The organism is Actinomycetota bacterium, from assembly GCA_018333515.1.
GTDB lineage: Bacteria > Actinomycetota > Aquicultoria > Aquicultorales > Aquicultoraceae > Aquicultor.
On the sequence record JAGXSZ010000013.1, the window covers coordinates 1 to 24,927 of the forward strand.

The window sequence follows — 24,927 nt, forward strand, 5'->3', positions numbered from 1 at the left end:
CCCCGGCCTCGAGAACGCCCGCATCATGCGCCCGGGCTATGCGGTCGCCTATGACTTCATCTATCCGGACCAGCTCTATCCGACATTGGAGACCAAAGCGGTCCCGGGGCTTTATGCCGCCGGGCAGATCAACGGTACCTCCGGATATGAAGAGGCCGCGGCCCAGGGGTTGATGGCGGGAATTAACGCCGCTTTAAAAATACAGGGACGCGCGCCCTTTGTTTTAGACCGTTCCCAGGCCTATATCGGTGTCCTCATCGACGACCTGGTTACCAAGGGGGTGGACGAGCCGTACCGGATGTTTACCTCGCGCGCCGAGTACCGCCTGCTGCTCCGCTCCGACAACGCGGATATCAGGCTCTCGGGTTTGGCTTTTGAGCTCGGCCTCATCGACGGCGAGCGCCGTCGCCGGACCGAAGAGAAAGAGCGCCTGACGGCGGAGGTGTCGGGCAGCCTGGAGTCGACGATTATCCAGCCCACGGATACCCTCAACGACATGCTGGTCGGGGCGGGAACCACCCCGGTCGACCGCTCGATGTCCGCGGCGGATCTCCTCCGGCGTCCACAAATCACGGTCGCCGACATCGAGGGGTTTGCGCCGCAGCTGAAACGACTTACAGGGGAGGAGCGCCTCGTTGTCGAGGTCGAAGTGAAGTACGAGGGCTATATCCGGCGCCAGATGTCACAGGTCAAGCAGTTTAAGAGGCTGGAAGCGCGCCGTATCCCCGCCGAACTCGATTATACGCACCTCCACGGCCTCTCGATTCAGGCCCGCGAAAAGCTCACGCAGGTGCGGCCGCGCTCGTTGGGCCAAGCGTCGCGCGTCTCCGGGGTGACCCCGGCCGATATCAACGCCCTCCTTGTCCACCTCGAACAAAGAAAAGCACGAAGCCCCATGTAAAGGAGCCGCCTTGACGACAGAGAAATCGCCGCGCGAGTTGTTGCTGGAGGGTTCGGACGAACTCGGCATCGCCCTCGACCCCGGCAAAGCAGAGGCGCTATTGGCATATCTCGGGGAGATTGCGGCGTGGAACGAGCGGTTCAACCTGACCTCGATAACCGACACTCGGGAGATGGTCGTAAAACACCTCCTCGACTCGATAGCGCTCCTTTCGCGGTTCGAGCCGGCGCTTGGTTCGAGCCTGGTAGACATCGGCGCCGGAGCCGGATTGCCCGGAATACCGCTCAAGCTGGTCCGCCCCGACCTCAAGCTGACGTTGCTGGAGTCCTCAGCCAAGAAAAGCTCCTTTCTCGCGCACGTAATCGACCTTTTCGGCCTCGAAGACGCGATGGTCGCGAACGAACGAGCCGAGGACTTCGGAAAGCGTATGGAAAATCGCGATATTTTTTCTTACGCCGTATCGAGGGCCGTCGCCGATTTGGCGGTCCTTGTGGAGTATGCGCTTCCACTGCTCAGAGTAGGTGGGAGGTTCTTTTGCTACAAGGCCAAGGGCGCACGAGATGAGGTCGAAGGCGTAAAACAGGCCTTGAATTTGCTCGGCGGTCGCATTGATGAGGTCGCTGAAGTTGTGGTACCATTTCTTAATGCGAAGCGTTATCTTGTCGCTATGACGAAGGTAGCGCCGAGCGGGGAAACATACCCGCGCCGAGCGGGCGTACCGGCTAAAAGGCCGATCAGGTAGTAAGCGCGGCACCAAAGAACGTTTTATTGAGACACCGTAATAAGCAGGGGACAATGGCAATAAACCTCTTTTCGCGACGGCTACAGCAGATTGAAGAGGAGATTCGGGGAGAGAAGGCGCCTTTGAGCGACACCCCCCCCAAAATACTCGCGGGCGACCGCAGGGGACTAACGTACGCCGTCGTCAACCAAAAAGGCGGCGTCGGCAAGAGCACCACCGCGATAAACCTCAGCGCATACTTGGCCGACGCCGGCCACAAGGTTCTGCTGGTAGACTTCGACCCCCAGGGCAACTCGAGCAGCGGCTTGGGCATCGACAAGAAGTCGCTGGAGAGATGTGTCTACGACGCGATAATCGACGAGGTGCCGCTGAGAGACATCGTCACCGCGACCTCGATCAAGAACCTGGCGATGGCGCCTTCAACGGTTCAGTTGGCGGGGGCGGAGATAGAGCTGGTCTCGGCGCTCTCGCGCGAGCAAAAACTAAAGCGGGCCCTATCGGCGGTCAAGGGTCGCTACGATTATATCATCATCGATTGCCCTCCGTCGCTCGGCCTTTTGACTATCAACGCGCTGACTGCGGCGGATGAGGTCATAATCCCGGTACAATGCGAGTTTTACGCCCTAGAGGGCTTGAGTAAGCTCCTTGAAAGCGTCCGCTTGGTAAAGACGCATCTAAACCCGGATTTGCAAATCGCCGGCGTCCTTATGACGATGCGGGACATTCGCACGAGACTATCGCAGCAGGTCATCGACGAGGTCAGGAAGTTCTTCCACGAACTGGTGTTCGAGACGATCATACCTCGAACCGTACGCCTCAGCGAAGCGCCGAGCTTCGGGGTGCCGATAAACCGGTTCGACGTCGAATCAAAAGGCGCAAAAGCCTATCAACAATTTACAGGGGAAGTGATATCACGTGCAGAAAAGAGGATTAGGCAGGGGTCTTGAGTCCCTGATACCGGGCCTGACGCAAGACATGGATTTACCCTTGATAATCAGCGGAGACATGTCCGCCGCACTTAAATATGTTCAAGTCACAAAGATAGTGCCCAACCCGAACCAGCCGCGCCGCTATTTCGACGAGACCGCGTTTTCCGAACTGGTCTGCTCGGTCAAGGAGCATGGCCTCGTACAGCCGATCGTCGTTCGCCAAACCGGCTCACTCTTCGAGCTTATCGCGGGTGAGAGGCGCTGGCGTGCGGCAAAAGAAGCGGGGCTCGAGGTGGTGCCGGCTATTATTAAAAACACCTCGGACCGCGAAGCGCTGGAAATAGCGCTCATAGAAAACGTCCAGCGCGAGAACCTCAACGCGCTGGAGGAGGCGGCGGCATACTACCACCTTATCGAGGATTTCGACCTCACCCAGGAGCAGGTCGCCCGGAAGGTCGGCAAGAACCGCAGCACGATAGGGAATACCGTTCGCCTGCTCCAACTTCCCGAGCAGGTAAAGGCGCTTGTCGTCGAGGGAAAACTCTCCGCGGGCCACGCGAGGGCGATCTTGGCGGTAGACGGCGAGGAGTTCCGGTTGCGGTTGGCCGAGCGCGTTCTGCGCGACGCGCTATCGGTTCGCCAGGTCGAAGCGTTAGCCGCGCTATGGAAGGAAGCACCGCAAAAAGAGGCGGCTCACACGACTCCGCTCCATTACAAACGGGCCGCTAAAGACCTATCACGGCGGCTATCGGCCAAGGTGAAGATAAAGACCCAGGGCGAAAAGGGAAGACTCGAGATTCACTTCGGAACCGAGGACGAGCTTAGACAAATCATAGCGCGTCTCTCCGGAGAAGACCTCGAGAGCGTAGTGTTGTAGGTTTGACGCAAGAGCCTCGGGGCACAAAGGATGGGTTCCCGAACCTTTGCTCAACGCTTGGCGGGCGTCCGAGATAATCGATCCGCGCGTCCGGGCAGGCTGCCTGTGGAGACTGCGCCGACGATGACAATAGGTTTGGATTGAGACGGCCAAGCGGTTATAATGGAGTAAACGGCCACAAACGGAGGATTCAAATGAAAGTCAAGCGCTTTGGCGTAGCCGAGTTCGGATTAGGCTTGCTCTCGGGCACCCTGCTGGGGGTGGCGGCGGGTGTTATGATGGCGCCCGGCTCCGGCATTGAGACCAGAGCGCGTCTCTCTCGCCGCGCGAGTGGTCTAATCTACAACGCCGCGGACTTCTTTGAGCGAGCCAAGAGCGGCATCGACATCGCCGCCCTGCGGCTCGAAAAAGTGGTGGGGTTGCAGGAGCGAAGCCTGCGCAAAAGGCTCAACAGCATCAAAGCCCAGCTTGAAGAGTTTCATCTAAATGAAGTATAGTCATGCCGGTCTTCCGAGGCGGGATACCGGCTCGGAGTGCTTGCGGGGAGCGCGCCCAAGCGTGGGGCACACCCGGCGGCATAGCTTTGCGGGAAGGTTTGTTGTGAAGAAAAGAGTCGCGGTCTTGATGGGCGGCCGTTCCGCTGAGAGAGACGTATCGCTCTTGACCGGTGAGCGGATTTACCGGGCGCTGCTCGACAAGGAAGAAGAGGCCTTTAAGGTAGACCTCGACGAGAACGTGGCCGAGGAACTCCTTCGGCTCAAGCCGGATGTCGTCTTTATCGCTCTGCACGGAAAGTTTGGCGAGGACGGAACGGTCCAGGGGCTCCTGGAAATACTCGGCTTGCCTTACACGGGGTCGGGCGTTATGGCCAGCGCCATAGGCATAAACAAAGCGATGTCGAAGAGGCTGTTTCAAGCCGCCGGCGTCGAGACGCCCCCTTACAAATTATTTTGTGCCCGCGACTATGCCAAAGATAGCGAGGAGGTGCTCGCCGGCTCGCTCCGGACTACCGGCATTCCCTGTGTCGTAAAACCCATCTCCGAAGGTTCCACAATCGGCATGAGCCTGGTCAGGCGGGAGGCGGATTTTGTCGAGGCCGTCGAACGCGCTCTGGAGCATGATTCCGAGGTAATGGTCGAGCAGCTCGTCGAAGGTGTCGAGATAACCGTCGGGGTTCTCGGCAACGACCCGGTCGCGCTGCCGACACTCGAAATCGAGACCGAAACCGACTTCTTTGATTATGAGACAAAGTATACGGCGGGCTTAAGCAGGCATATCATACCGGCGAGGCTGCCCGAAGACCAGCAGCGGCGTGCCCAAGAAGCGGCGGTGCGCGCGCACAACGCCATAGGTTGCCGCGGGTTTTCCCGCGTCGACATAATCGTCGACAAAGAAGGAACCCCCCATGTTCTCGAGATAAACACCATCCCCGGCATGACGAGCCTCAGCCTCTTTCCAGACGCCGCTCGAGCGGCCGGCTATGAATTCCCCGAACTCATCGCTTACCTCATCGAGCAGGCGCTAGAGAAGCCTTAGGAGCAGCTTGTCCTTGAGGAGAAGCTATGGTTCTTGCGCGAGTCGCCAATGTTGATTAGCAATATGTAAAATAGTGTCTGTGGGGTTAGCAAGGAATATAGTACAATAGAGACTCGACACCCGGCAGGGCGGAGTTCTAATGTATAATTTCTTACGCGTCGCTCGGTTTATGGACGCCAAACGGAGCACCGAATGAAAAAGCTTCTACAAATATTTTCGAGTACGATGGTGATTCTGGTCGCAGCTCTCTTCGGATCGACGGTTTTGCGGCAGCCGGAATCGATAGGCTGGTTGTTCGAGATCGACCCGGTCTATCTTTTTGTAGGCTTTGGCCTGACCGGTGCGGGCGGCCTGGCCGCGTTTGTCAGCTACTTTGAGTACCACGGCATCGGCTCACAGGACGGCATCGTCAGGCGCGGTCCGCACGAGGACATCGTAGCCATAACCTTCGACGATGGGCCAAACCCCGCCTATACCCCCCAGCTTCTCGACATACTCAAAGAGAAAGGCGTTAAAGCGACCTTTTTTGTGGTCGGGCTTCATGTCAAAAAATATCCGGACATCGCCCGCCGTATCGTCGCGGAGGGGCACGACATCGGCAACCACACCTACACACACAAAGACCTGGTGCCTGCGACGAGGCGCATGGTTCTCGCGCAGACCCACAAGACCGAGCAGGCCATTAAGCGCGTCACCGGCAGAACAACCAAGCTCTTTCGCCCGCCGCGGGGTATCTATAGCGGCGCCGTGCGGCGCCTTCTCGTCGACGATGAGGGGTATCGCCTCATTCTGTGGTCGGTCAGTAGTATCGATTGGCGCCAGACAAGCCCCTTGAAGATATTGAGGCGCGTATTGTGCCATACTCGCCCGGGAAGCATCTTGCTCTTTCACGACAGCGGCGCCGTGCTCCGGCGCGAAGGAGCCAGTCGCCAGAACACGGTAGATGCCCTGCCTATGGTCATCGATGCCCTGCGGGAGAGAGGCTATGAGTTTGTGACGATGACCGAGATGCTTGAGCGCGGCGCCGAGGCGGAGACGGAACTCGCCGGCATATTGGAGCAAGCATAGAGACGACCGCTGCCTCTTATGGTCGGAACAAGGTTGCGCCGAACCTCCTTAAACCCCAAGCGCCCGCCTACACCTCATGCGAATAAGTCTCGGCCCGTCAGCCAAAGCGAGTGACTCACGCTAGAATAAAAGGTGTACACCTGTTAACAATAGATGTACAATATTGTGTATATTATTAATAAACACAGAGGTGAAGGCGGCCTAGATGCTCGAAACATTAATCCGGTCGAAGGTGATGGCGAAGTTGTTATCATTCTTTATGGCCGATATCTCATGCGACACCTACCTCCGCGACATCAGCCGTCAGATAGACGAACCGCCTAGCGCTGTCCGCCGCGACTTGGAGCGTCTCGAAGCGCTCGGTCTTCTAAGGTCTCGAATGGTCGGGAACCACAAGCATTTTAGCGTACGCCGGGAGTTCGCGCTCTTGCCCGAATTAAGAAGTCTTTATATAAAGACAGAGGGTATGTCGGACTTTCTCAGCGAAGAGCTGCAAGAGCTCCACGGTGTGCAGCTCGCTTTTGTCTATGGCGAGTTCGAGAGCCGTCCGGAGAAGATGCTGTCCGGGCTCCGTCTGGTAGTCGTAGGCGAGGTCGACGCGGCGCTCCTTGAGCGCAAGTTGGCCTACATAAAAGAGACGCTGGCCCAATCGATCGAGTGTCGGCAATACGGGGCCCATGAGTTCAAGCGGCTTCTCGAGTCGAAGGACCCATCGCTCGACTCTATTGTCACCGCTGAGACGATAGTGCTGGTCGCGCCCGAGGAGAGCGACGCGTAGGGCATCGGCTCGGCGCCGCTACACGTATTTTCTGCCGATGAGGTAGTGTATGGCCTCGGCCCACCCGGCTCCCATAGCGTGGTTGGTCACAAAGACGTTGGGATAATTTTTGACCGCGTCGAGGAGGCCGGAATTTTTGGTGATGGCGTTTTTGACGAGGAAAAGCGCGCCGACTTCGGGCGCCAGCGCGAGATCCGAGGCCGAGTCGCCAATCGCGATAGTGGTCTCTTTGGGAATAGCGCGAAGTTCGCGGTCTTTTCGCACCGCCGATGCTTTGCCGCTCGCCGCCGGCAAGAGATGGTACGCATGAATCTCCGGGATATCGGCCCGAAGCCGCTCGCTGCGCCGCCTCACCTCTCCGTTGTCTATGATTTTTACGTCCGCAAAGCCCTCGCGGGCCAACAGCTCGTTTGCTTCCTCGGTGTCGATCCGGCCGCGAAAAATGTGCGTGCATTCCCGGTTTTGCGACCAGGGTAGATGGTACTCGAGCAGGCCCGCATATGACTCGAGGAGCAATGCCGGTGCGCCGCCTGCCTCTATCGCTTCCCAGACCGTCTTTCCTTCGGTTCTGAAGTCGCCCGCGTTTAGGACTACCGTCTCGCCCATGCCGTATACCAGCTGGCAACCGAGTTCGGCAATCCAGTTTTGGAAGCCGAGAATGCGCGCGTCTCCGTGGAGCTGATGCCGGTTGCGCCCCGAGACCAGAACGACATCGATGCGGTGGAGGTGGCACGCGAGAATCGCCTGCGCGGCAGCGGCTGTATACTCGTGGTCTTCGTTCTTGAAGAGACATCCCCCGGGCCCAAAAAGCGTCCCATCGACATCGCTGTATACGACTTTTACATCCGGCACGATATTGTCGAGAAGCGCCAGCGGCCACTCCGACAGCTCTTTACCGAGCACGGGGCTCTCTTTAACGCCCAAGAACATATTTACACGCATCCTGTCCGTATCTCGTCTCGCGCGTCTCGCGCGGCTTACTTTATCTTAGTACCTATTTGTATATTTTAACAGATGAATTAGTCTTCGCGCGCGGCGGGCTTGTCGCTGGGGCCGCCGCCGTCGCTTGTTTATGCGGTTACGGCCCCCAATCAAAGAACCGACATCCATATTATTCCCTTTTCCGGCAAAAGCTTACGCGCGCCGGTCATGCCCGCAAAGAAGGCTGTCTAAGGTAGGTATTGCGTCCGCAGACCGACGCAAACCACATCTTCCGGCAGCGAGCGCTGTTTGTATCATAAAGGACTCGGCTCCATTAGGTTCAGGCGTAATATTATTGTTTTGGCATGCCCGGATTCATTCCGTGGCTAGATGCTGTCCCTCGCATATTGCTACCCGTAGCTATTCAAGCCGCGCTTTTTTCGGCGCCAAGACTGCTAAAAAAATTGTAACTAATCAGCGAAAATTTTTGAAAAAACTCTTGACAGGATTTTAGCGATGAATTTGCGTTTCCACAAGTACTTGAAGCGCCCGCCAAACAAGCCGCCCGTGCTTGCTGAAATAGGCTCGCTCGGCGCTAAATTACCGTCGATAATCACGGGAACATACGATTATTTCTAACGCCGCATAATGCCATACAAGCACTAAAACCCCCGCCTTAAAAACCTATGAGATAATATAGCCGCAAGCGAAAAACTAGACTCAGAGATTTTGCAACTCATATTTTATCTCCCGTAGCTCAGGGCTTTAGCCCTGATAATCGCGTATGCATGGCCGTTATCAGCCCTAAAGGGCTGAGCTACGTCAATTAAAATCCCTGAGACTGTGTGGAGCTATTGAAGATAGACACAATCGATGTTGATGCCGCTATTGGTAATGTCAAACAGCTTCTCAAAGAGGAGCCTGATTTGTCGCCTGCTTTAAGATCGGCCCTGGAAGTCCTGCTGCTGCTGCTGATCTCTGTGTTATTAGGCCGCGCCGCGCTAAATAGCAACAACAGCGGCAAACCGCCATCAAGCCCTACAGGCGTATACAGGAATATTTTGCAGCACAGTTGCAAATCCCCGCCCAAGAAGTGTTAGGCGTAGGAATTGCTTACGCTTATACCCATCCTCTTACGACACCATGGGGAAATACTTTCCAAACCTGCACATTCCAGATGCAGAATACATACGGAGCCACGACCAAGACGCAATTCGCGAGCGCGATATCCCATTGGAATGCCCAATTGACCAAGGGGTTTTTATATAAAAGCTCCAGCGATACAGCGGAAACCTATCCGTATCAGAATGGGATAAAAACCGTAACGAAGTACAGCTACGGCATGAATGGGATCGTAGCAGAGTGTGTCGCTTTTTATCATTCCGCTTATGGATATGTCATAGAAACTGATATTTACACCAATAGCTCTTATCCCTTTGCTAATTCTAAAATGGCGGGATACTATGATGTCCAAAGCGTCCCAACTCATGAATTAGGGCACGCGTTACGAGTGGGCCATTCTACGGTAAGCTCTGATACGATGTATACCGTACTGGTCAATAGCGATTATGCCAGAACCGTGACCGCCGCTGACAGGGATGCTGCTAGAGCTTCAACGGCAAGATGGTTTAATTAGCATAATAAGTGATGGAAGGAGGCCGAACTTCGACAGTTAGTAGACAAACGCCGCCCCAAGCAGGGCGTTATCCAGCAAGGATAGAAAGCGGTTAAAATGCGTGTAGTGCCTACGGGGTTATCTCGTAGAACTTCGGCGGCTCTTTGATCTTCAGAGCGGTAAATATCTCCCGCTGGGCCGGCGTGGTCTCGGTTCGCTGCAGAACTTTACCCGCAGGGCCGGAAAACTCGCCAAGGAGAGGGATATGAAAAGCCCCAAAAGATTAAGGGACGTTTTTGCGCTAACGTGTTTTCTAACGTGTGATGGTAGAATATGGCGAGCCCGAAGAATCCAAGCTACATCCATTACTATTATTGACGCGGCATCCACCTGATTTTCCAGCGACCGTCTTCGCGCACGCAGCCCCATCTTTCATCGGTGCCGGTGACAATGTTTCCGTTGACATCGGATTTGAAGCTGACCTCGACTTCGGCGATATCTTTGCTTAGCAGTAAAACAGAGCCGACCTCAAAGCTCAGCAACGTTTCTTTAGAGTCCTTCATCTCCGCCAGGTAGCTTGCACGCGGCGGCGCTCCGGTGTTTCGCCCGTACATAGCGTACACCTCTTGCCAGTCTTTGCGCCGACTTGCGCTCAAATAATCCTCCATAATATCGCCCGGCGCATTCCCGGCTTTGTCATAGACGAGATTTGAGATTATCTTCTTGATCTCACGCTTAAGCTCTTTTGGTGCAAGGTAGTGCCATTGTCGGCTAAATATATCGGGCCGGACTATTTCTTTACCGCCGCTTGAATAAAGCACAACGCGTATGGTCGGGCCGGATGGGTAGTTGAACCAAATCCCATATTGTTCTTCTCCGGGGCCGGGCCCCGGCTTGAATCCTTTACGCGCTTGCGCTTTCTCAATAAGCCGACATATCTTCGCAATCGACTCCGCGTCGACAACGCTAGCAATAGACCGCCAACCTTCTCTTTCCGTCCAGGGCCCTGCGATTGTGATCGTTTCGATATCGGTGAAGCGCAGCGCTTCGGGTTCGAGGCCGACGGGGTGAAAGTGATACCTGTCTCTTAAAGAAACGACTCCGGGCATTAAGTGCTCGATTGCTAGAAAAGCGCCGCGGATTTCGCCTGTGCCGTCGTAAAAGAAATGCGCATGGATTTCGCCCTTGCTTTCTTGAGCGTATTCTTCGAGCCGGTAGGTGAGCTTAGCCACGAGTCTGTCGAGATGCTCGATCATATCGAGCCCGATCTCTTTCGACGCGTCGTTATGAACTTTCATAAAGTAGTCGTCCGCACTGTCGGGCATATTCTCCCTGCCGGCAATGAGCCCGGGCTCACCGATGGGATGCAGGTCGTATTCGTCTAACAGTTGCCTTGCCCGGGCATCGGCTTTTGCTCTGTGCTCTTGAGCGAGCCGCCCATTCTCCCACTCGCGCTCTTTGTCGAGATCGGCTTGCGATTGAGCGGTCGGAGGCGTTTGTGCTTCGCGCACTTCGTCTTTAACGGTGCGAGAGCATGATACGAATATCAGCATGAACGACAAACAGACAAAAACGATTACAAGAAGAGATCGAACCCGCTTTTGCTTATCGCTTAGCAAAACCATCAGCCCCGTTACCCAATAACGTCACGATAATTCTATGGGCTAATGATAGCAAAGAAAAAGATAGTCGAACAGGTACTTTAGTCCAAGGGTATCATGTTCTTATACCACAGCACTCTCCGACGAGGCCTATCGCTAATGGGCACCCAAGAAGGCGGGCTAACGGTGTGCGTCAACCCGCGTGCGGAGCGCAGCGGCTCGCTCTTTTCCTGCACGATCACCTGATTGCCGCCAAGGGCTAACGCGTTGATCTCAATACCACAGGTTTCTTCATCGGTCGCCTCGATGAGATCAAAATGCCTTTCAAGCCAGCGAACCGTGTCAGGCTGAAAGCTCTTACGAGCAAACAGCGCGACATTCTTGCCCACGATGTTGAATTTGGTATCGAGATGGATCACTCCGCGATGCGCAAATGAGATGGTTACGACCTCACGCGGGTTGCCCAATTCTGCCATCAAATACCAGACCAAATACTCTTACTCTCTGCCGGAGTTCCCTCCTTCTCTTCGTTGATTTTTTCAGCCAGCCATTGCTGCCCCGTGGGTGAGTGTTCGCGCACTTCTACCGGCAGCCATTGGTTTGACTTAAATAAAGGAGCATCCTTATCGGCTTTATGCTTGCGAAGCCGGTACCATAACCGATCTGCCTTCACATTATTGGCCGCGCACCATTCTTTAACGCTCTCGCCGCTGCCCTTGATATTGGGCGATCCGATTCTCCCTATTCTGCATCGCTGGAATAGAGTGCATGTAGAAGAATGGAGCGTGTGAACAGGTGTTTTACCACCGGTGGTTGTCAGTTTGGCTGTCAAAACGGGAAAATCCACCGATCGTAAGACCGATGGATTTGTATATTCCCTGCTCGCCTGTTGTGCCCCCGGCATGAATCGAACATGCGACACCAGGTTTAGGAAACCTGTGCTCTATCCCCTGAGCTACGAGGGCAAAAACTTTTTTTAACGTGATTTTGACATAATTGAGTATAGAAGCTCGCCCCCGACACGTCAAGCAGCCTTGCGCGACGCGGCTGCTCATAGCGGCTCCAAGCACCCTGCGCCGGGTCGCTCTTTTATTGTGAAGTCTGTCTCAAGAGGTGTTTGACTTTGCCGTAAGGCTCCACTATCATATACCACAATATACTCCAAATACAGATGCGTAGATGGGAAGAGTACGGTTAAATCACGGGGCAAGAGAGCCGGGTTGCTGGAAGCCGGTGCCTGGTTTAACACGGAAGGCCATCCCGGAGCAGTCGGGCTGAACACAACAGGCGCGAGCCGGTAAATAGGCCCGACCGGTGGCGACGTTAGAGCCGGGGTCGCATCAGACCCCTTGAGGTCGAAGCCGTAAGGCAGCGATAAAAATGGGTGGTACCGCGAGCAGATGATAACCTCTCGTCCCGTTGGGATGAGAGGGTTTTTTTATACAAAGACATGCCGATAAAGGAAAGATATGACGGAGTTTAGGTTTGACCAGTGGCTCGAACTCTACGCCACTCGAGTAAACAAGATGCGCTCATCGGAGGTTCGGGAGATGCTCGCGGTCGCCGCGCGCCCGGACGTCATCTCGTTCGGCGGCGGGATGCCGGACACCCGCGTCTTTCCGATGAATCAAATCGTCGAGGCGACCCAGCGCGTGATGCTTCGTGAGGGCCACGCCGCCCTGCAGTATGGCTCGTCCGAGGGCCATGTGGGGCTGAGGCGCCATATCGCCGCCATCATGGGCGAAATCGACACCGGAATCGGCGTCGACGATATCATAATCACCGACGGCGCCCAGCAGGCGCTCGAGTTTATCGCCAAGATATTTATCAGCCGAGGCGACACTATAATCGTGGAGGCTCCGAGTTATGTCGGGGCGCTCCAGGCATTTATGAGCTACGAACCCGAGGTCGTCGGCATCCCGGTCGACGACTGCGGCATGCGGACCGACATCTTGGCGGTAGAGCTGGAGAGGCTGCGAAGGGAAGGGCGGCAGCCGAAATTCGTCTACGTCACACCCAACTTCCACAATCCCGCCGGGGTCACGCTTACCGGTGCGCGCCGGAGGCACATCCTGGAGCTTTCCGAGGAGTACGGCTTCGTGGTCGTCGAGGACGACCCGTATGGAAAAATCCGTTTTCGCGGGGAAGACGAGATAGCGATGCGGTCGCTGGATGAGCGCGTAATCTATGTCGGAACCTTCTCTAAGATATTCTCTCCGGGCATGCGCCTGGGATGGGTCGTGGCGCCCAGGGCTATCTTGGAAAAACTGATTTTCGCCAAACAGGCGGCAAATCTTTGCTCAAGCTCATTCTCGCAACACGTGACCGACGAGTACTTAAGCAGCTTTGACTGGCAGAAGAACATAGACGACCTGGTCGACCTGTACCGGGAACGCTGCGCTACCATGATCGGGGCGCTTGAGGAGTTCTTTCCCGAGGGCGCCACCTGGACGAAGCCCGACGGAGGGCTCTTTATCTGGGCGACGCTCCCCGAGGGGCTCGACTCGGGCGAACTGCTGGCCGAGTCGATTCGCGAGGCGAAAGTCGCGTATGTTCCGGGACGCGCTTTCTACGTAGGCGTTCAAAAAAACAGCAGCCTTCGCCTTAACTTCTCGTATTGCCCGTCCGAAACGATCGAAGAGGGCATCAAGCGCCTCGGCGCGGTGGCGAAACAACAACTAGCCCTCTACAGGTCGCTCTTTAAGGGTTACTCGCCAGGCAAAGACAAGAACAAGAAATAATGTTTGAGATTTGAGGTTTGTATCGGCGGGCACGCCGGGGGATTGGAGGAGGAGTCGGTGAACGAGAAGATAGCGGTTCTAATGGGAGGACGCTCGCTCGAGCGCGATGTCTCGCTCAAGAGCGGACATCGGGTATACGAGGCGTTGCGGGAGAAGGGCTACGAGGTATTCAAGCTCGATGTCGATGAGAATCTCGTTGAGAACCTCAAGCAGAACCCGGTCGATGTCGTCTATATCGCGCTCCACGGAAAGTACGGCGAAGACGGCACGGTCCAGGAACTCCTCGAGATAATGGGAATTCCATACACGGGCCCGGGTGTCTATTCGAGCCATGTCGGGTTCGACAAGTCGCTCGCTAAAGAGATATTTTTGCGAAAAGATATCCCCACCCCGGACTTCTTTACCCTGAGCGCGGGTAGTTTTCGCGAGATGGGGGCCGCGGGCGCCCTCGACGATGTAGTGGCCAAGCTAGGGCTCCCCATCGTCGTAAAGCCGGCCGGCCAGGGGTCCGCGCTCGGTATTAAAATCGCCCACTCCGTCGAGGAACTGCCGGGCGCGCTCATCGGCGCGCTCAGCTATGACGACAAGGTCGTCCTCGAGAAATATATCAAGGGAACCGAAGTGAGCGTCAGTGTGCTCGGTGAGGAAAATCCGGAAGCGTTGCCGGTGGTCGAGATAAGCACGAAAAAAGAGTTCTTCGATTTCGAGTCGATGTATACGATGGGCGACACCGAGTATTTCATACCGGCGCGCCTGCCCGAGGATGTCTTGAAAAAGGTTCAGGATATCGCGATTCGCGCCCATACCGTGCTCGATTGTCGGGATGTGACGAGAATCGATATCATGGTCGACGGGGACGGCAACCCGTATGTCCTTGAGCTAAACACCAGCCCCGGCATGACCGAGACGAGTCTCTTGCCGATGTCGGCCGCGGCCAAGGGAATCGACTTTAGCGACCTCGTCGAGATGCTCGTCGAGTTCGTCCTGGCGCGCAAGCGCTAGTTTCAAGGAAGCCGCAATAGGGTATTATAATCCGCACGAACGGTGCGGGGGTTTGATAAGAGAAGCTCAAGTATGTCTAAAAAGGAGAACGGTAGAATGGGTAGATTTTTAACGCTTGTCATAGGCGGTATCGCCGGGGCGATAGGCGGCTTGCTGTTTGCGCCGCGTACCGGCAAAGAGACACGGGAGCAGATAAAGTCGAAAATCGATGAGACGATGGAAGGCGGTCTTGAGAAATACGGCGAGCAGTCGGGGAAGCTCCTCGAAATGGCTTCCGAGCGCGGCCAGGTACTTCGCGTCAAAATCGAAGAGGCCAGAGAGCAGATGGTCGGCGGCGTCGACAGTGTAGCCGACAAGGTCCGGGCGAAGATGGGCGCGGAGGCCGAGAAAGCCGAAGAAGTCGTCGAGGAGAAAGTCGAGGCGGCGAAGGAAGAGGTCGAAGCGGTCGAGCCGGCCGAAACTCCCGAAGCGGGGGCCGAGGAGGCGCAACCCGCGGGGGCCGAGAAAGAAAAATAGAAAGCCCTTTTCTTGGGTACAAGCCCGATTGAGGTCAGACCAAGCATTTAAACGCAGGGGATTTTTTTCCCTTGCGTTTTGTTTTTTCGCGACGGCAACCGCTCTGACCTCCTGCGCTCGTGCTTGCAGTTGTTCGCGGATCGTCTAGAATTATAAGGACAGGCAAGGCTAACGGTGGTTGCATGGTGGAAAAAGTAAAAGCAAGACTCTCATCATGGTGGTTCGCGCTCGCCGCCGCATTGTTGGCGAGCGTTGTCTTCGCGGCGCTCTTCGGCCAGTCCTCATATGATATCAACGGGTTCAGGTTGGGCTTGAGCGCGTCACCCTCGTATCGGGGCGACACGGAACTCGCGATCCCGCCATTCGGCGAGATATCCGCCCGGACTCATGGTACGCCGCTTAAGCTTAAGGTCGCCTTCGAGCGTATTTACCCGAGCCGGTTAGCCCAGGTCGCAAACGATATAGACAATGGCGGCGAGCTGGTCGACAGACTCGAGGCCGACGGCCGGAGCGCTTTCAGGCGGTTCGTATTGCGGCTGATCGCGATAGCGGCGCTCGGGGGCGCCCTCGGGGCCGCGTTAACGCCAAGAAGACGCCTGCTCAAGGCAGGGGCCGGCGCACTCGCCGGCGCTTTCCTTGTCGGCTCGTTGCTGCTGGCGACCTACCGAACCTTCGACGTTGAAGCCTTTAAGCAGCCGCGCTATAGCGGCGCGTTGACGGCGGCGCCTTGGGCTATCGACGCCATCGCCAAGCAACTCGGCAATATCGCGGCGTTTCGTCAGGAGATAAAGAGCATCGCTAAGAATATCAACCTCTTTTACTCCAAGGTCGACGCCTGGCAACCGCTTCGGGACGACACCATCAAGGTGCTCCATGTCTCGGACCTCCACAACAACCCGGCGGCGGTAGACCTAACCCGGCGTGTCGCCATCGATTTTAAGGCCGACTTCATCATCGATACGGGCGACATCACCGACTGGGGCACACCGATCGAGACCAAGCTCATCGAGGGCATCGCGACGTTGCCGGTGCCGTATTATTTTGTCCCCGGAAACCACGACTCTCCGGAGACGATAGAATATCTGAAATCGGTAGAGAATGTGACCGTTCTCCAGGGAGCCCCGGTCGAGATAGAAGGAATCCCCGTTCTGGGCGTCCCCGACCCGGCGTCCTACGCCTTTGAGGCCCACGTAGCCGGCGAGGATTCGATGACGGCGATGGAGCGGCGAATCGACGAGACTATCGACACGATGACCGTCGAGCCTCAAATACTGGCGATCCATAACTCCGCGCTCGCCGGCGAGTTCTTTGGCCGGGTACCGGTAGTTTTGAGCGGACATGTCCACAAGGCGCAGCTCAAAGAGAAAGCCGGATACGTTATGAGCAACGCCGGGACTACCGGTGGGGCGGGAATTCGGACGTTTCAAAATAGAGAAGGCGTACCGTATACGCTCAACCTCCTACATTTCGACCGCGCGACAAAACGTCTGGCGGCAATCGACAGCCTTGCCGTGATGGGGGCGGCGCGCGAGTTTCGCCTGGAGCGGTCGCTAATCGAATGGCCGGATGGAGATAGCAGGACTTCCGGCGCGAAGGGCGAATTAATCGAGCAGAGAAAATAGGGGGGAGGTCGCTATAACTTTCGCGCGAACGCTAATCGGATTCTTACTGGAAGTCTACACCAAATTCATCGAGCATCGGGGCGCGCTTTTAGCGGGCGGCATCGCCTTTTTCATCTTCTTCTCGCTCTTTCCGATCCTGCTCTTCACCGGGGTTATCCTCGCTTACGTTCTCGAGAACCAAGCGGTGCGCGCGCAGCTCATGGACTATGTCTTCAATAATTTTCCGGTCTTCGCCGATTTGGCCGGGGGGACGATAGAGGAGCTTATCAACAAGCGCTCGAGCGCCGGCGCTATCGCGCTCATCGGTTTTCTTTGGGCGGGGACCAATCTCTTTGGCGGCTTGGCCATCGGGCTCAACGCGGTCTACGAGGTCGCCGAGACGCGCAACCTTATCTTGCAGCGGCTCATAGCAATTGTCGTTTATCTGATGATAGCCGGGCTTATCATCTTGTCCTTTGGCGCGACCGCAATCGCCTCGGTCTTTCGAGACGAGGTCTTGCGGATGCTCTTTCCCGACCGGATAATCGCGGTCACGTGGACGATATTCAGCCTCGGGTTGGGAGCCGTATTCACGATACTCCTCTTTCTCGTCGTCTACAAGATGGTCCCCAACGTCAAGGTCGGGCTCTTGAGCATCTTGCCCGGGACCGTCGCCGCCGGCCTATGCTGGGAGCTGGCGAAATATGGCTTCGCCGTATACCTAAGCGCGTTCGCGAGCCAGGGGTACGGCCTGATTTACGGCTCGTTCGCGACGATCGTTTTGTTGATGTTCTGGCTCTATATCTCGGCGGTCTTGCTCTTGCTCGGCGCGGAGATAAACGTCGCGTTCAAGCGCCGCGCCGCGGGTGGTGTCAAGAGCTTTGAACCGCGAAAAGGCAGCAAATAGGATATCGGACATCTTCAACCCTTATTATTCGTCGGCGCCCTTTTTTTGGCTGGTAGCGGCGATTGCGACCCCAACTACGGCAGCCTTTCTTCTCAATGCGGCTATTTTGACCGTTTTCTTCAGCGCTTTGCCGCTCTGGGATATTAGACGCCGCATTCGCGGAGGGCAGGTTCGAGACGTCCATATCAGCAGCCGCGAAGACCGGCTCAAGCCCTTCATCTTCTCGCTCAGTTGCGCGGTCGCGGGATTGGCGGCGCTCTACGTCGCCGGCGCCCCCGGCATGGTTCTCGCGGTCGCCTGGACGGTAGTAGCCTTGGGGGCGACGATAACGGCGGTGACTGCGGTTTGGAAGATAAGCCTCCATGCCGCCGGCATCACGTCGATTGCGGCCATGCTCTATTTCATCTTCGGCGCGGCGGCGGCCCCGGCCTTGCTGTTGGTACCGGTCGTGGGCTGGGCGCGCTTGACGCTCCGCAAGCATACTCCGGCGCAGTTGGCGGCCGGGATTCTCGTCGCAATAGTCGCTACTTCCGGGATTTTTTCGTTCTTCGGGCTGATTTGACGGAGCGGGCCGCGCTCGCTTGCCAAAGTATTGCGGTAGATTAGTAACCCCGGATAGACTCGCCGCGCAGCCTTCTGGATTCCTCGGCCACGATGACTCGCCTCTCGGTGATGATTTTATCGACCGGCAGGTCGTGGCTCTCTCTTGGGATGTGCGGGACGATTTGGAGTTCGTAGGCGATTGAGAGTCTCGGAATCGCGGCCCCGACCCGGCTTAAGAAACGGTCGTAGTATCCGCCGCCGTAGCCGATGCGGTTGCCGCATTCGTCGAAGACCATGCCCGGGACGATAACCAAATCGATTTCCGCGGTAGCACAGTCGCAGGTACACGCGACCACCGGCTCCGGAATGCCGTATTTGCTCACAAAAAGCGTGCTAAGGTCATCTACGCCGCGCGGAACGAGGCTGTTGTTTTCGGTGTCGGTGATGGGAAGGGCGATTTTTTTGCCGGCCTTAAGGCTCGTTTCCATCATCGCGAGCGTCGGGACTTCGCTGCCGAACGCCGCGTAGAAAAGTATGTAGGACGAGCGCTCGTACTCGGGCTGCGCGAAGAGGCGCTCTCCGATAAGCGCCGCCCTGTCTTCGCGGTCTTCGGGGCGGAGCGCGTTTCGTTTATCGCTCGTTCTTTGGCGCAGCGCATGCTTTGGCGACATGCAGTTCCTTTCAAAATTCCGCTATTGCGGCGCTTTCTATGTTGAAAGCCCGGCCCAAAAGCAGTTTAATTAAATAAACACGAGCATAGGAGAGGGTCCCGTGATATTCTTTGAGATCATAACGACATTTCGCGACATTACCCTCGACATACTCCCTTTAATTATTATATCACTTGTGCTCGCGGCTGTCCTGGCGCAATACTTCTCGCCGCGCTCGCTCGACCGGTTGATTCAAGGCACTCCGTCACGAGCGGTTTTAGTCTCGAGCTTCTTCGGCGTGTTTCTGCCGGCGACGACGGGTTGTCGAGTGCCGATGGCCGCCATCGCGCGCAAAAGCGGCGCCGCGTGGGCGCCGGTATTGACCTTTATTGCGGCGGGCTCGGCCGCCGGTGTTTCGACCCTGATTGTCACGTTGCTTCTTGGCTGGCAGTTAGCGGTGCTTCGCATTATAATCGCGCTCTTATCGGCGTTGGTACTCTCCCTGGTCGTCACGAAGTTTATCGAGCCGAGATTTGCAACGGCTGCGATGGACTGCGAGGTGGAGCCGCTCTTCGATAACGACTTCTGCGAGTATTGTTTCGAGGCCGAGGATGATGCCCCGCCGGTGTTGCGGCTGTCCCGGGTCTGGCGGAGCCTGGCGCGCGGCGCGCGCGTCGTCGTGCCGTGGCTGGCGCTCAGCCTGCTGTTGGCATCTCTAATAGAGGTGGTCGTCTCGGAAGAGACCGTCACGGCGCTGCTCGGCGGACCGCTGGAAGCGCCTAAAGCCGCGCTTTTAGGGCTGCCCTTTTATTTTGTCTTCGGCGCCGACGTCCCCATAATCTATGTTTTGCTGAAGAAGGGGCTTAGCCTGGGTGGAGCGGTCGCGTTTATGCTCGCCGCCCCTGTGGTAAACGCGCCGGTCTTCGCGATAGTGGGGAGATGGTTGGGCTACCGCAGAGCCCTCGTATTTCTGGCGCTGTGCTGGTTGGTAGCGGCGGCGATAGGCATGCTCTTCGGTTACATGGATGCGCGATAAGGCCGATAACGGCGATAAGGCCACAAGGGGATGTAGTGAAGGGCGCTCTTTGCGGCGGTTGCCGTCTGGATTCCGCCCGACAACTCCTGTATCCTCATGTAGTGCGCGGTTTTCTAGCGGCGGCAGTGAGATTTACAGATGACGCAATAACGAATATTAGCATGACCCCCGCCGAGGAGGCAGAGATGAAGATAGCGGCTAAGTTGGCCGATTCTCTTTTAGCTATCGCACCCGATGAGCGAGTGCACATAATCATAAAATCAAGGCTCTTGGAGAAGGATATCGTCGATGAACTGACGCGAAAGCCCAAGCTGAGCGTGAGGCACATCATCAAGATGGTCAATGCGATATCGGTCAGCCTCCCGGCCGGCGACGTAGAAGCGTTCGTCCGCGAGCCGTGGGTCGAGCGCATAGAGGAAGACGAGAAGGTCTACGCGGTTCTCGACGAATCGTTATCCCTGGTCAAGGTCCCCCAGGTATGGGAGAGCGGCCTCACCGGCAAAGATGTCAAGATAGCGGTCATCGACACCGGAATCGACATCTCGCACCCGGATTTCAACGGCAGGATTCTGGCGACGCAAGACTTCACACTCGAAGGGTTTCGTGACGGCAATGGGCACGGCAGTCTGGTCGCCGGCATTGCGGCCGGGAGCGGCTCATATTCGGCCGGTAAGTTTAAAGGAGCGGCCCCCGGCGCTTTGATTCTCGCCGGCAAAGTCCTCGCCGCCGACGGCAGCGGCAGGATGAGTGATGTGATGGCGGCGGTCGAATGGTCGGTCGACCTCGCCGCTGATATCATCAACCTCTCCCTGGGAACCAGCGGCTCTTCCGACGGCGGCGACGCGCTCTGTGAGATATGCGACCGGGCCGTCGAGAGCGGCATCGTGGTATGTGTGGCCGCCGGCAACGACGGGCCTAACCGCAGGACCGTAGGGAGCCCCGCCGCGGCGCGGCGCGTGATAACGGTCGGAGCCGCTACCGCTAACGGGTTGGTGGCCGAGTTTTCATCCCGGGGACCGACCTCCGATGACCGTCTCAAGCCCGAGATTATCGCGCCGGGCATCGACATTATCTCGGCGAGAGCGAAAGATACGAGAGCCGGTAAACCACTCGACAATTACTATACCTCGGCGACGGGCACGAGTATGGCCACGCCGCATGTCGCGGGCATAATCGCGCTGCTGTTGGAGGCCGCCGGAGATAGCTCCCCGCAGCTTATCAGAGAAGCGCTATTAAATACGGCGACCGACCTGGAATTGGACGATTACGCGCAAGGCGCCGGAATGGTCGACGCGGGCTCGGCCCTGCGCTACGTCCGGACGCATGAAAACCCGCCGGAGCCGAACGAGCAGGCGCCACCGCGCTCGGCCTCGCTAAGCGCCCTTACGCAGCTCTATGAATCGGTCGTCCACCGGGATCGGGGAGCGCGCCGCCGGAACTCCAAGCGGTTCGAACTAATGGATGAAGAGGACCGGGAGCGCATCGAGTTCTAGCCGACGAGGAGGCGCGCCGCCAACGACAGGGCCGGCGATTATTGTCATGCGCCCCAAGAAGTCGGCTCCAAATACGGAAAAACGAGACAGGCGGGGAATTTTTGTCGACTATTATCGAAGTAAACGAACTCGCTAAAGACTATAACGGCCACTCGGCGGTCAAAGGTATCTCGTTTGCGGTCGAGCGAGGCGAGATATTCGGATTTCTCGGCCCGAACGGCGCGGGAAAGACGACGACCATCAACATGCTCTGCACGCTGCTGCGGCCCACCTCGGGCAGCGCGACCGTCGACGGCTACGACATCATAAAAAACCGCCTCGCCGTCAGGCAATCGATCGGCCTCGTCTTCCAGGACCCGAGCCTCGATGAGCGGCTCACCGCCCTAGAGAACCTGAAGTTTCACGGCATGATCTACGGAATACGCCGCGCGGAGCGCGCTCGCCGCATCGAAGAGGTGCTGGAGCTGGTCGAGCTTTCCGATAGGCGCCATGATATGGTTCGCACCTTCTCCGGCGGCATGAAGCGCCGCCTCGAGATTGCGCGGGGGCTTATGCACCGACCGCGAGTCCTCTTTTTGGACGAGCCGACGCTCGGCCTCGACCCGCAGACCCGCCACCGTATATGGGACTACATCAACCGGCTGAGGGTCGACGAAGGCCTCACAATTTTCTTGACCACCCACTATATGGACGAGGCGGAGCACTGCGCGCGCATCGCCATAATCGACAACGGCGACCTTATCGCCATCGATACGCCCGAAAAACTAAAAGAACAGGTAGGAGGCGATGTTGTCGTTCTGGTTACCGATGACAACGCGCGCGCGGCGACCGAGATTCAAGAGAAGTTCGGCGTCGCGGCCAAAGAGGTCAACGGCGAGCTGTCCTTACAGGTGGACGCGGGTGAGCACTTTATGCCCGCGCTTATCAAGGGCTTGGAGTCCGGGGTCACATCGATGTCGCTTCGCAAGCCGACGCTCGAAGACGTCTTTCTCAACCTTACCGGACGGAAGATTCGCGAGGAGAAGCTCGCGGGCATGGACCAGGTTCGGTCCCGGGTGCGCTCAAAGAGGAGGCGACAGCGATGAACGCCGCTCTTATGGGTATTTACACCTTATGGCTCCGCGATATCACCCGGTTTGTCCGGGACAAGCCCCGGATAATAAGTTCGAGCGTACAGCCCCTGCTCTGGCTTTTCGTGCTGGGGATGGGGCTCTCGACCGCGTTTGCGCGCGGCGGCGGCGACAACGACTACATGCGCTTTATCTATCCGGGCATCATCTCGATGTCGGTCTTGTTCACATCGATATTCTCGGCGGTCTCCATAATCTGGGACCGCGAGTTCGGTTTCTTGAAGGAGGTCCTCGTCGCGCCGATACCGCGCTGGTCGGTGGTGATAGGAAGGGCGCTTGGCGGAAGCACCGTCGCGGTATTGCAAGGTACCATCATCCTTCTCGTCGCGCCGCTCGTCGGTGTGAGCTTTACCCTTATCCAACTGGCGCTCTCGTTTCTTATAATGTTTATGATAGCTTTCGCTATGACGTCATTCGGCATCTTGATAGCGGCGCGCATCCATACGCACGAGGGATTTCAGGTGGTCGTCAACTTTATCCTGCTCCCGATGTTCTTCCTGTCGGGGGCGATGTTCCCGGTCAACGAAGGTCTGCCCGCGTGGATGCGGGCGCTTGTCTGCGTCAACCCGCTCAGTTACGGCGTCGACGCGTTACGCCAGACCCTCGTTGGGATAAAGATTAATTCAATCTGGCTCGATTTGTCGGTAGTCGCGGCGTTCGGTATCCTCGCGTTGACGTCGGCGGTCTGGTATTTTGAAAAACACGAGTAAGTACCGGCGCTTTTCTGCCTCGCCGCCGCCGGCCGGCGGCGGCGATACCGTTCTAATATACCGCCCTAATAATTAGCGCTCGGACCGTTGACGAGAGGGCCGCGCAGGACTATCATTCATCTAGTAATTCTTAAGTGGCGAGCCGATAAAACAGGATAGATTGTAAGGCAATGGCCGGCATTGCGGCTCGCCGGTTGGAGGTCAGGTATGTATATCGTTATTGGCGGTTGCGGCCGGGTCGGCGCCCAGCTCGCGACAATGCTCTCGGACGACGGCCACAATGTCGTCGTCATCGACTCCGACGGAGGGTCTTTTCGGCGTCTCGGTACGACCTTTAACGGCCTGACCATTGTCGGCAACGGCTTCGACGAGCGGGTTCTAGAGAAGGCCGGCATACAAAACGCCGATGTCTTCATCGCCGTCACCAACCTCGACAATACGAATATCATGGCGGGCCAAGTCGCCAAGAAGCTCTATGGCGTCAAGAAGGTCATCTCCAGGGTCTACTATCCGGACCGCGAGAAGACCTACCACAAGCTGGGGCTGGAGACGGTCTGCGGCACCACGCTAGTCGCGCGCAAAATCCGCGATTTCATAATCGGGCGCGAGTTTGTCTCGGAGGTAAGCCTCGATTTCAATACGCAGCTCGTAGAGATTAAAGCATCAGCGACACTCGCAGGCAAGAAGGTCGGCGATGTCGAATTAGCCAATGAGTTTAGACCGGTCGTAATCGTGCGGGACGACGTGAGCATGATTGTGACGAATGAAACCAAAATCGCCGCGGGCGATGTGGTTATCGCCGCGGTCAGCGCCGGCGCGGTCTCGAAAGTATCGCGCTATTACGGGGTCGAAGTGCGCTCGACCAGCGCGGCCGGGCTCTCCTGTCCAATTTAGCGCAAAAGGGTCAAAGGTATGTATATTATTATTGGCGGCGGCGGAAAAGTCGGCTCCGGGCTCGCGCGTAAGCTCGGCAAGAAAGGCCACGCGGTGGTCGTGCTGGAGAAAAATCGGGAGAAGTGCGCGCGCATAGCCGAAGACAACGAGGATGTCTTAGTCGTCAACGGGGATGCGTGCGATGTCCGCTACCTCGAGGAGGCCGGCGCGGACCGCGCGGATGTGCTTGCCGCGGTCACCGGTGACGACGACGACAATCTGGTCATGTGCCAACTCGCCTCGGAGGGCTTTAATATCGCCAAGACGGTCGCGAGGGTAAACGACCCGAGAAATGAACGCATCTTCCACGCGCTCGGCATCAACGCTCTATCGAGCACGACGATTATTACAAAACTTATCGAGGAAGAGGCCACGCTCGGCGACATCATAACATTGCAGGCGCTCAAGAAGGGAAACCTCGTTCTTGTTGAGATGGACCTGCCGAGCGACGTCCCGATCGACGGGAAGAAGGTCATGGACATCAAGCTTCCGAAAGAGATAGTCTTGGTCTCGATTATCAGGGGCGATGACGTGATCATCCCGCGCGGCAACACCACCATTCAGGCGGGGGATTCCGTAATAGCGTTGACGACGCCGGACAGAGAGCAGGCGCTGCGAGACATCTTGACCGGAAAGAGGTAGGCGCGTGGCCGACAAGAAAGCGCTAAGCAAGCGAGTCCTAGAGTTCGCCGCGGGT

27 protein-coding genes and 1 tRNA gene are annotated in these 24,927 nt (G+C 57.0%); 22 read left to right on the forward strand and 6 right to left on the reverse strand.

The features are described from left to right. The 8 genes from KGZ93_03155 to KGZ93_03190 all read left to right on the forward strand — a co-directional run. The coding region (locus tag KGZ93_03155) for a tRNA uridine-5-carboxymethylaminomethyl(34) synthesis enzyme MnmG (GenBank protein ID MBS3908620.1) at positions 1–901 on the forward strand (901 nt) is incomplete at its 5' end. A 10-nt stretch (positions 902–911) separates the two neighbouring features. Next, positions 912–1,643, forward strand: coding sequence for a 16S rRNA (guanine(527)-N(7))-methyltransferase RsmG (gene rsmG, locus KGZ93_03160; protein ID MBS3908621.1), 732 nt, complete (start codon positions 912–914; stop codon positions 1,641–1,643). A gap of 53 nt (positions 1,644–1,696) precedes the next feature. After that, positions 1,697–2,590, forward strand: coding sequence for a ParA family protein (locus KGZ93_03165; GenBank protein MBS3908622.1), 894 nt, complete (start codon positions 1,697–1,699; stop codon positions 2,588–2,590). Beyond that, positions 2,559–3,449 (forward strand): ParB/RepB/Spo0J family partition protein, encoded by an 891-nt coding sequence (locus KGZ93_03170; protein MBS3908623.1) that lies wholly within the window; start codon positions 2,559–2,561, stop codon positions 3,447–3,449. The genes KGZ93_03165 and KGZ93_03170 overlap by 32 nt, the downstream gene beginning before the upstream one ends. A 194-nt stretch (positions 3,450–3,643) precedes the next feature. Next, a complete protein-coding gene (locus tag KGZ93_03175) occupies positions 3,644–3,946 on the forward strand; it encodes a YtxH domain-containing protein (GenBank protein MBS3908624.1) in 303 nt (100 codons plus the stop codon). Between the two features lie 103 nt (positions 3,947–4,049). Then, positions 4,050–4,985 carry a D-alanine--D-alanine ligase gene (locus KGZ93_03180; protein MBS3908625.1) on the forward strand — a complete coding sequence of 312 codons (936 nt, stop codon included), beginning with the start codon at positions 4,050–4,052 and terminating at the stop codon, positions 4,983–4,985. A gap of 192 nt (positions 4,986–5,177) precedes the next feature. Then, positions 5,178–6,053, forward strand: coding sequence for a polysaccharide deacetylase family protein (locus KGZ93_03185; protein MBS3908626.1), 876 nt, complete (start codon positions 5,178–5,180; stop codon positions 6,051–6,053). A 205-nt stretch (positions 6,054–6,258) separates the two neighbouring features. Then, the gene (locus tag KGZ93_03190) at positions 6,259–6,831 is read left to right on the forward strand and encodes a hypothetical protein (GenBank protein MBS3908627.1); all 573 of its coding nucleotides are present in this window, start codon (positions 6,259–6,261) and stop codon (positions 6,829–6,831) included. Positions 6,832–6,849: 18 nt separating this feature from the next. Here KGZ93_03190 and KGZ93_03195 read toward each other — a convergent pair whose 3' ends face one another. Beyond that, positions 6,850–7,761 (reverse strand): hypothetical protein, encoded by a 912-nt coding sequence (locus KGZ93_03195; protein ID MBS3908628.1) that lies wholly within the window; start codon positions 7,759–7,761, stop codon positions 6,850–6,852. Between the two features lie 845 nt (positions 7,762–8,606). On the opposite strand from KGZ93_03195, the gene KGZ93_03200 reads away from it, so the two are divergent. Together KGZ93_03200 and KGZ93_03205 are read left to right on the forward strand one after the other, a co-directional pair. After that, positions 8,607–8,852 carry a hypothetical protein gene (locus KGZ93_03200; GenBank protein ID MBS3908629.1) on the forward strand — a complete coding sequence of 82 codons (246 nt, stop codon included), beginning with the start codon at positions 8,607–8,609 and terminating at the stop codon, positions 8,850–8,852. Further along, a complete protein-coding gene (locus KGZ93_03205) occupies positions 8,825–9,388 on the forward strand; it encodes a matrixin family metalloprotease (GenBank protein MBS3908630.1) in 564 nt (187 codons plus the stop codon). The genes KGZ93_03200 and KGZ93_03205 overlap by 28 nt, the downstream gene beginning before the upstream one ends. A 350-nt stretch (positions 9,389–9,738) precedes the next feature. On the opposite strand, the gene KGZ93_03210 is transcribed toward KGZ93_03205, so the two are convergent. The 4 genes from KGZ93_03210 to KGZ93_03225 all read right to left on the reverse strand — a co-directional run bounded on the left by KGZ93_03210 (position 9,739) and on the right by KGZ93_03225 (position 11,933). After that, positions 9,739–10,878: a DUF4830 domain-containing protein gene (locus KGZ93_03210; protein MBS3908631.1), complete on the reverse strand. Its 1,140-nt coding sequence runs from the start codon at positions 10,876–10,878 to the stop codon at positions 9,739–9,741. Between the two features lie 191 nt (positions 10,879–11,069). Then, entirely contained in the window at positions 11,070–11,459 is a 390-nt protein-coding gene (locus KGZ93_03215) for a hypothetical protein (protein ID MBS3908632.1), read from the reverse strand. Beyond that, positions 11,444–11,800: a hypothetical protein gene (locus KGZ93_03220; GenBank protein ID MBS3908633.1), complete on the reverse strand. Its 357-nt coding sequence runs from the start codon at positions 11,798–11,800 to the stop codon at positions 11,444–11,446. Before KGZ93_03220 ends, KGZ93_03215 begins: the two co-directional genes overlap by 16 nt. A gap of 60 nt (positions 11,801–11,860) precedes the next feature. After that, positions 11,861–11,933 (reverse strand) — tRNA-Arg (locus KGZ93_03225). Between the two features lie 504 nt (positions 11,934–12,437). On the opposite strand from KGZ93_03225, the gene KGZ93_03230 reads away from it, so the two are divergent. The 6 genes from KGZ93_03230 (at position 12,438) to KGZ93_03255 (ending at position 18,297) form a co-directional block, all read left to right on the forward strand. Next, positions 12,438–13,709, forward strand: coding sequence for a PLP-dependent aminotransferase family protein (locus KGZ93_03230; protein MBS3908634.1), 1,272 nt, complete (start codon positions 12,438–12,440; stop codon positions 13,707–13,709). Between the two features lie 57 nt (positions 13,710–13,766). Next, the gene (locus tag KGZ93_03235) at positions 13,767–14,711 is read left to right on the forward strand and encodes a D-alanine--D-alanine ligase (GenBank protein ID MBS3908635.1); all 945 of its coding nucleotides are present in this window, start codon (positions 13,767–13,769) and stop codon (positions 14,709–14,711) included. Positions 14,712–14,807: 96 nt separating this feature from the next. Beyond that, positions 14,808–15,227 (forward strand): YtxH domain-containing protein, encoded by a 420-nt coding sequence (locus KGZ93_03240; protein MBS3908636.1) that lies wholly within the window; start codon positions 14,808–14,810, stop codon positions 15,225–15,227. 182 nt (positions 15,228–15,409) lie between these two features. Then, positions 15,410–16,849, forward strand: a complete 1,440-nt coding sequence (locus tag KGZ93_03245; GenBank protein ID MBS3908637.1) for a metallophosphoesterase — start codon at positions 15,410–15,412, stop codon at positions 16,847–16,849. Between the two features lie 13 nt (positions 16,850–16,862). Beyond that, the gene (locus tag KGZ93_03250) at positions 16,863–17,735 is read left to right on the forward strand and encodes a YihY/virulence factor BrkB family protein (GenBank protein MBS3908638.1); all 873 of its coding nucleotides are present in this window, start codon (positions 16,863–16,865) and stop codon (positions 17,733–17,735) included. Continuing rightward, positions 17,710–18,297 (forward strand): phosphatidic acid phosphatase, encoded by a 588-nt coding sequence (locus tag KGZ93_03255; protein MBS3908639.1) that lies wholly within the window; start codon positions 17,710–17,712, stop codon positions 18,295–18,297. Before KGZ93_03250 ends, KGZ93_03255 begins: the two co-directional genes overlap by 26 nt. A gap of 40 nt (positions 18,298–18,337) precedes the next feature. Here KGZ93_03255 and KGZ93_03260 read toward each other — a convergent pair whose 3' ends face one another. Continuing rightward, positions 18,338–18,949, reverse strand: coding sequence for a 5-formyltetrahydrofolate cyclo-ligase (locus KGZ93_03260; protein ID MBS3908640.1), 612 nt, complete (start codon positions 18,947–18,949; stop codon positions 18,338–18,340). A 100-nt stretch (positions 18,950–19,049) separates the two neighbouring features. On the opposite strand from KGZ93_03260, the gene KGZ93_03265 reads away from it, so the two are divergent. The 6 genes from KGZ93_03265 (at position 19,050) to KGZ93_03290 (ending at position 24,872) form a co-directional block, all read left to right on the forward strand. Continuing rightward, on the forward strand, positions 19,050–19,964 hold the full coding sequence (locus KGZ93_03265; GenBank protein ID MBS3908641.1) for a permease: 915 nt from the start codon (positions 19,050–19,052) through the stop codon (positions 19,962–19,964). Between the two features lie 185 nt (positions 19,965–20,149). Beyond that, on the forward strand, positions 20,150–21,457 hold the full coding sequence (locus KGZ93_03270) for a S8 family serine peptidase (protein ID MBS3908642.1): 1,308 nt from the start codon (positions 20,150–20,152) through the stop codon (positions 21,455–21,457). A gap of 101 nt (positions 21,458–21,558) precedes the next feature. After that, positions 21,559–22,542, forward strand: a complete 984-nt coding sequence (locus KGZ93_03275; protein ID MBS3908643.1) for an ATP-binding cassette domain-containing protein — start codon at positions 21,559–21,561, stop codon at positions 22,540–22,542. Beyond that, the gene (locus tag KGZ93_03280; GenBank protein ID MBS3908644.1) at positions 22,539–23,297 is read left to right on the forward strand and encodes an ABC transporter permease; all 759 of its coding nucleotides are present in this window, start codon (positions 22,539–22,541) and stop codon (positions 23,295–23,297) included. The genes KGZ93_03275 and KGZ93_03280 overlap by 4 nt, the downstream gene beginning before the upstream one ends. 207 nt (positions 23,298–23,504) lie before the next feature. After that, positions 23,505–24,191 (forward strand): TrkA family potassium uptake protein, encoded by a 687-nt coding sequence (locus KGZ93_03285; protein MBS3908645.1) that lies wholly within the window; start codon positions 23,505–23,507, stop codon positions 24,189–24,191. 18 nt (positions 24,192–24,209) lie between these two features. Further along, positions 24,210–24,872 carry an NAD-binding protein gene (locus KGZ93_03290; GenBank protein ID MBS3908646.1) on the forward strand — a complete coding sequence of 221 codons (663 nt, stop codon included), beginning with the start codon at positions 24,210–24,212 and terminating at the stop codon, positions 24,870–24,872. Positions 24,873–24,927: the final 55 nt, after the last annotated feature.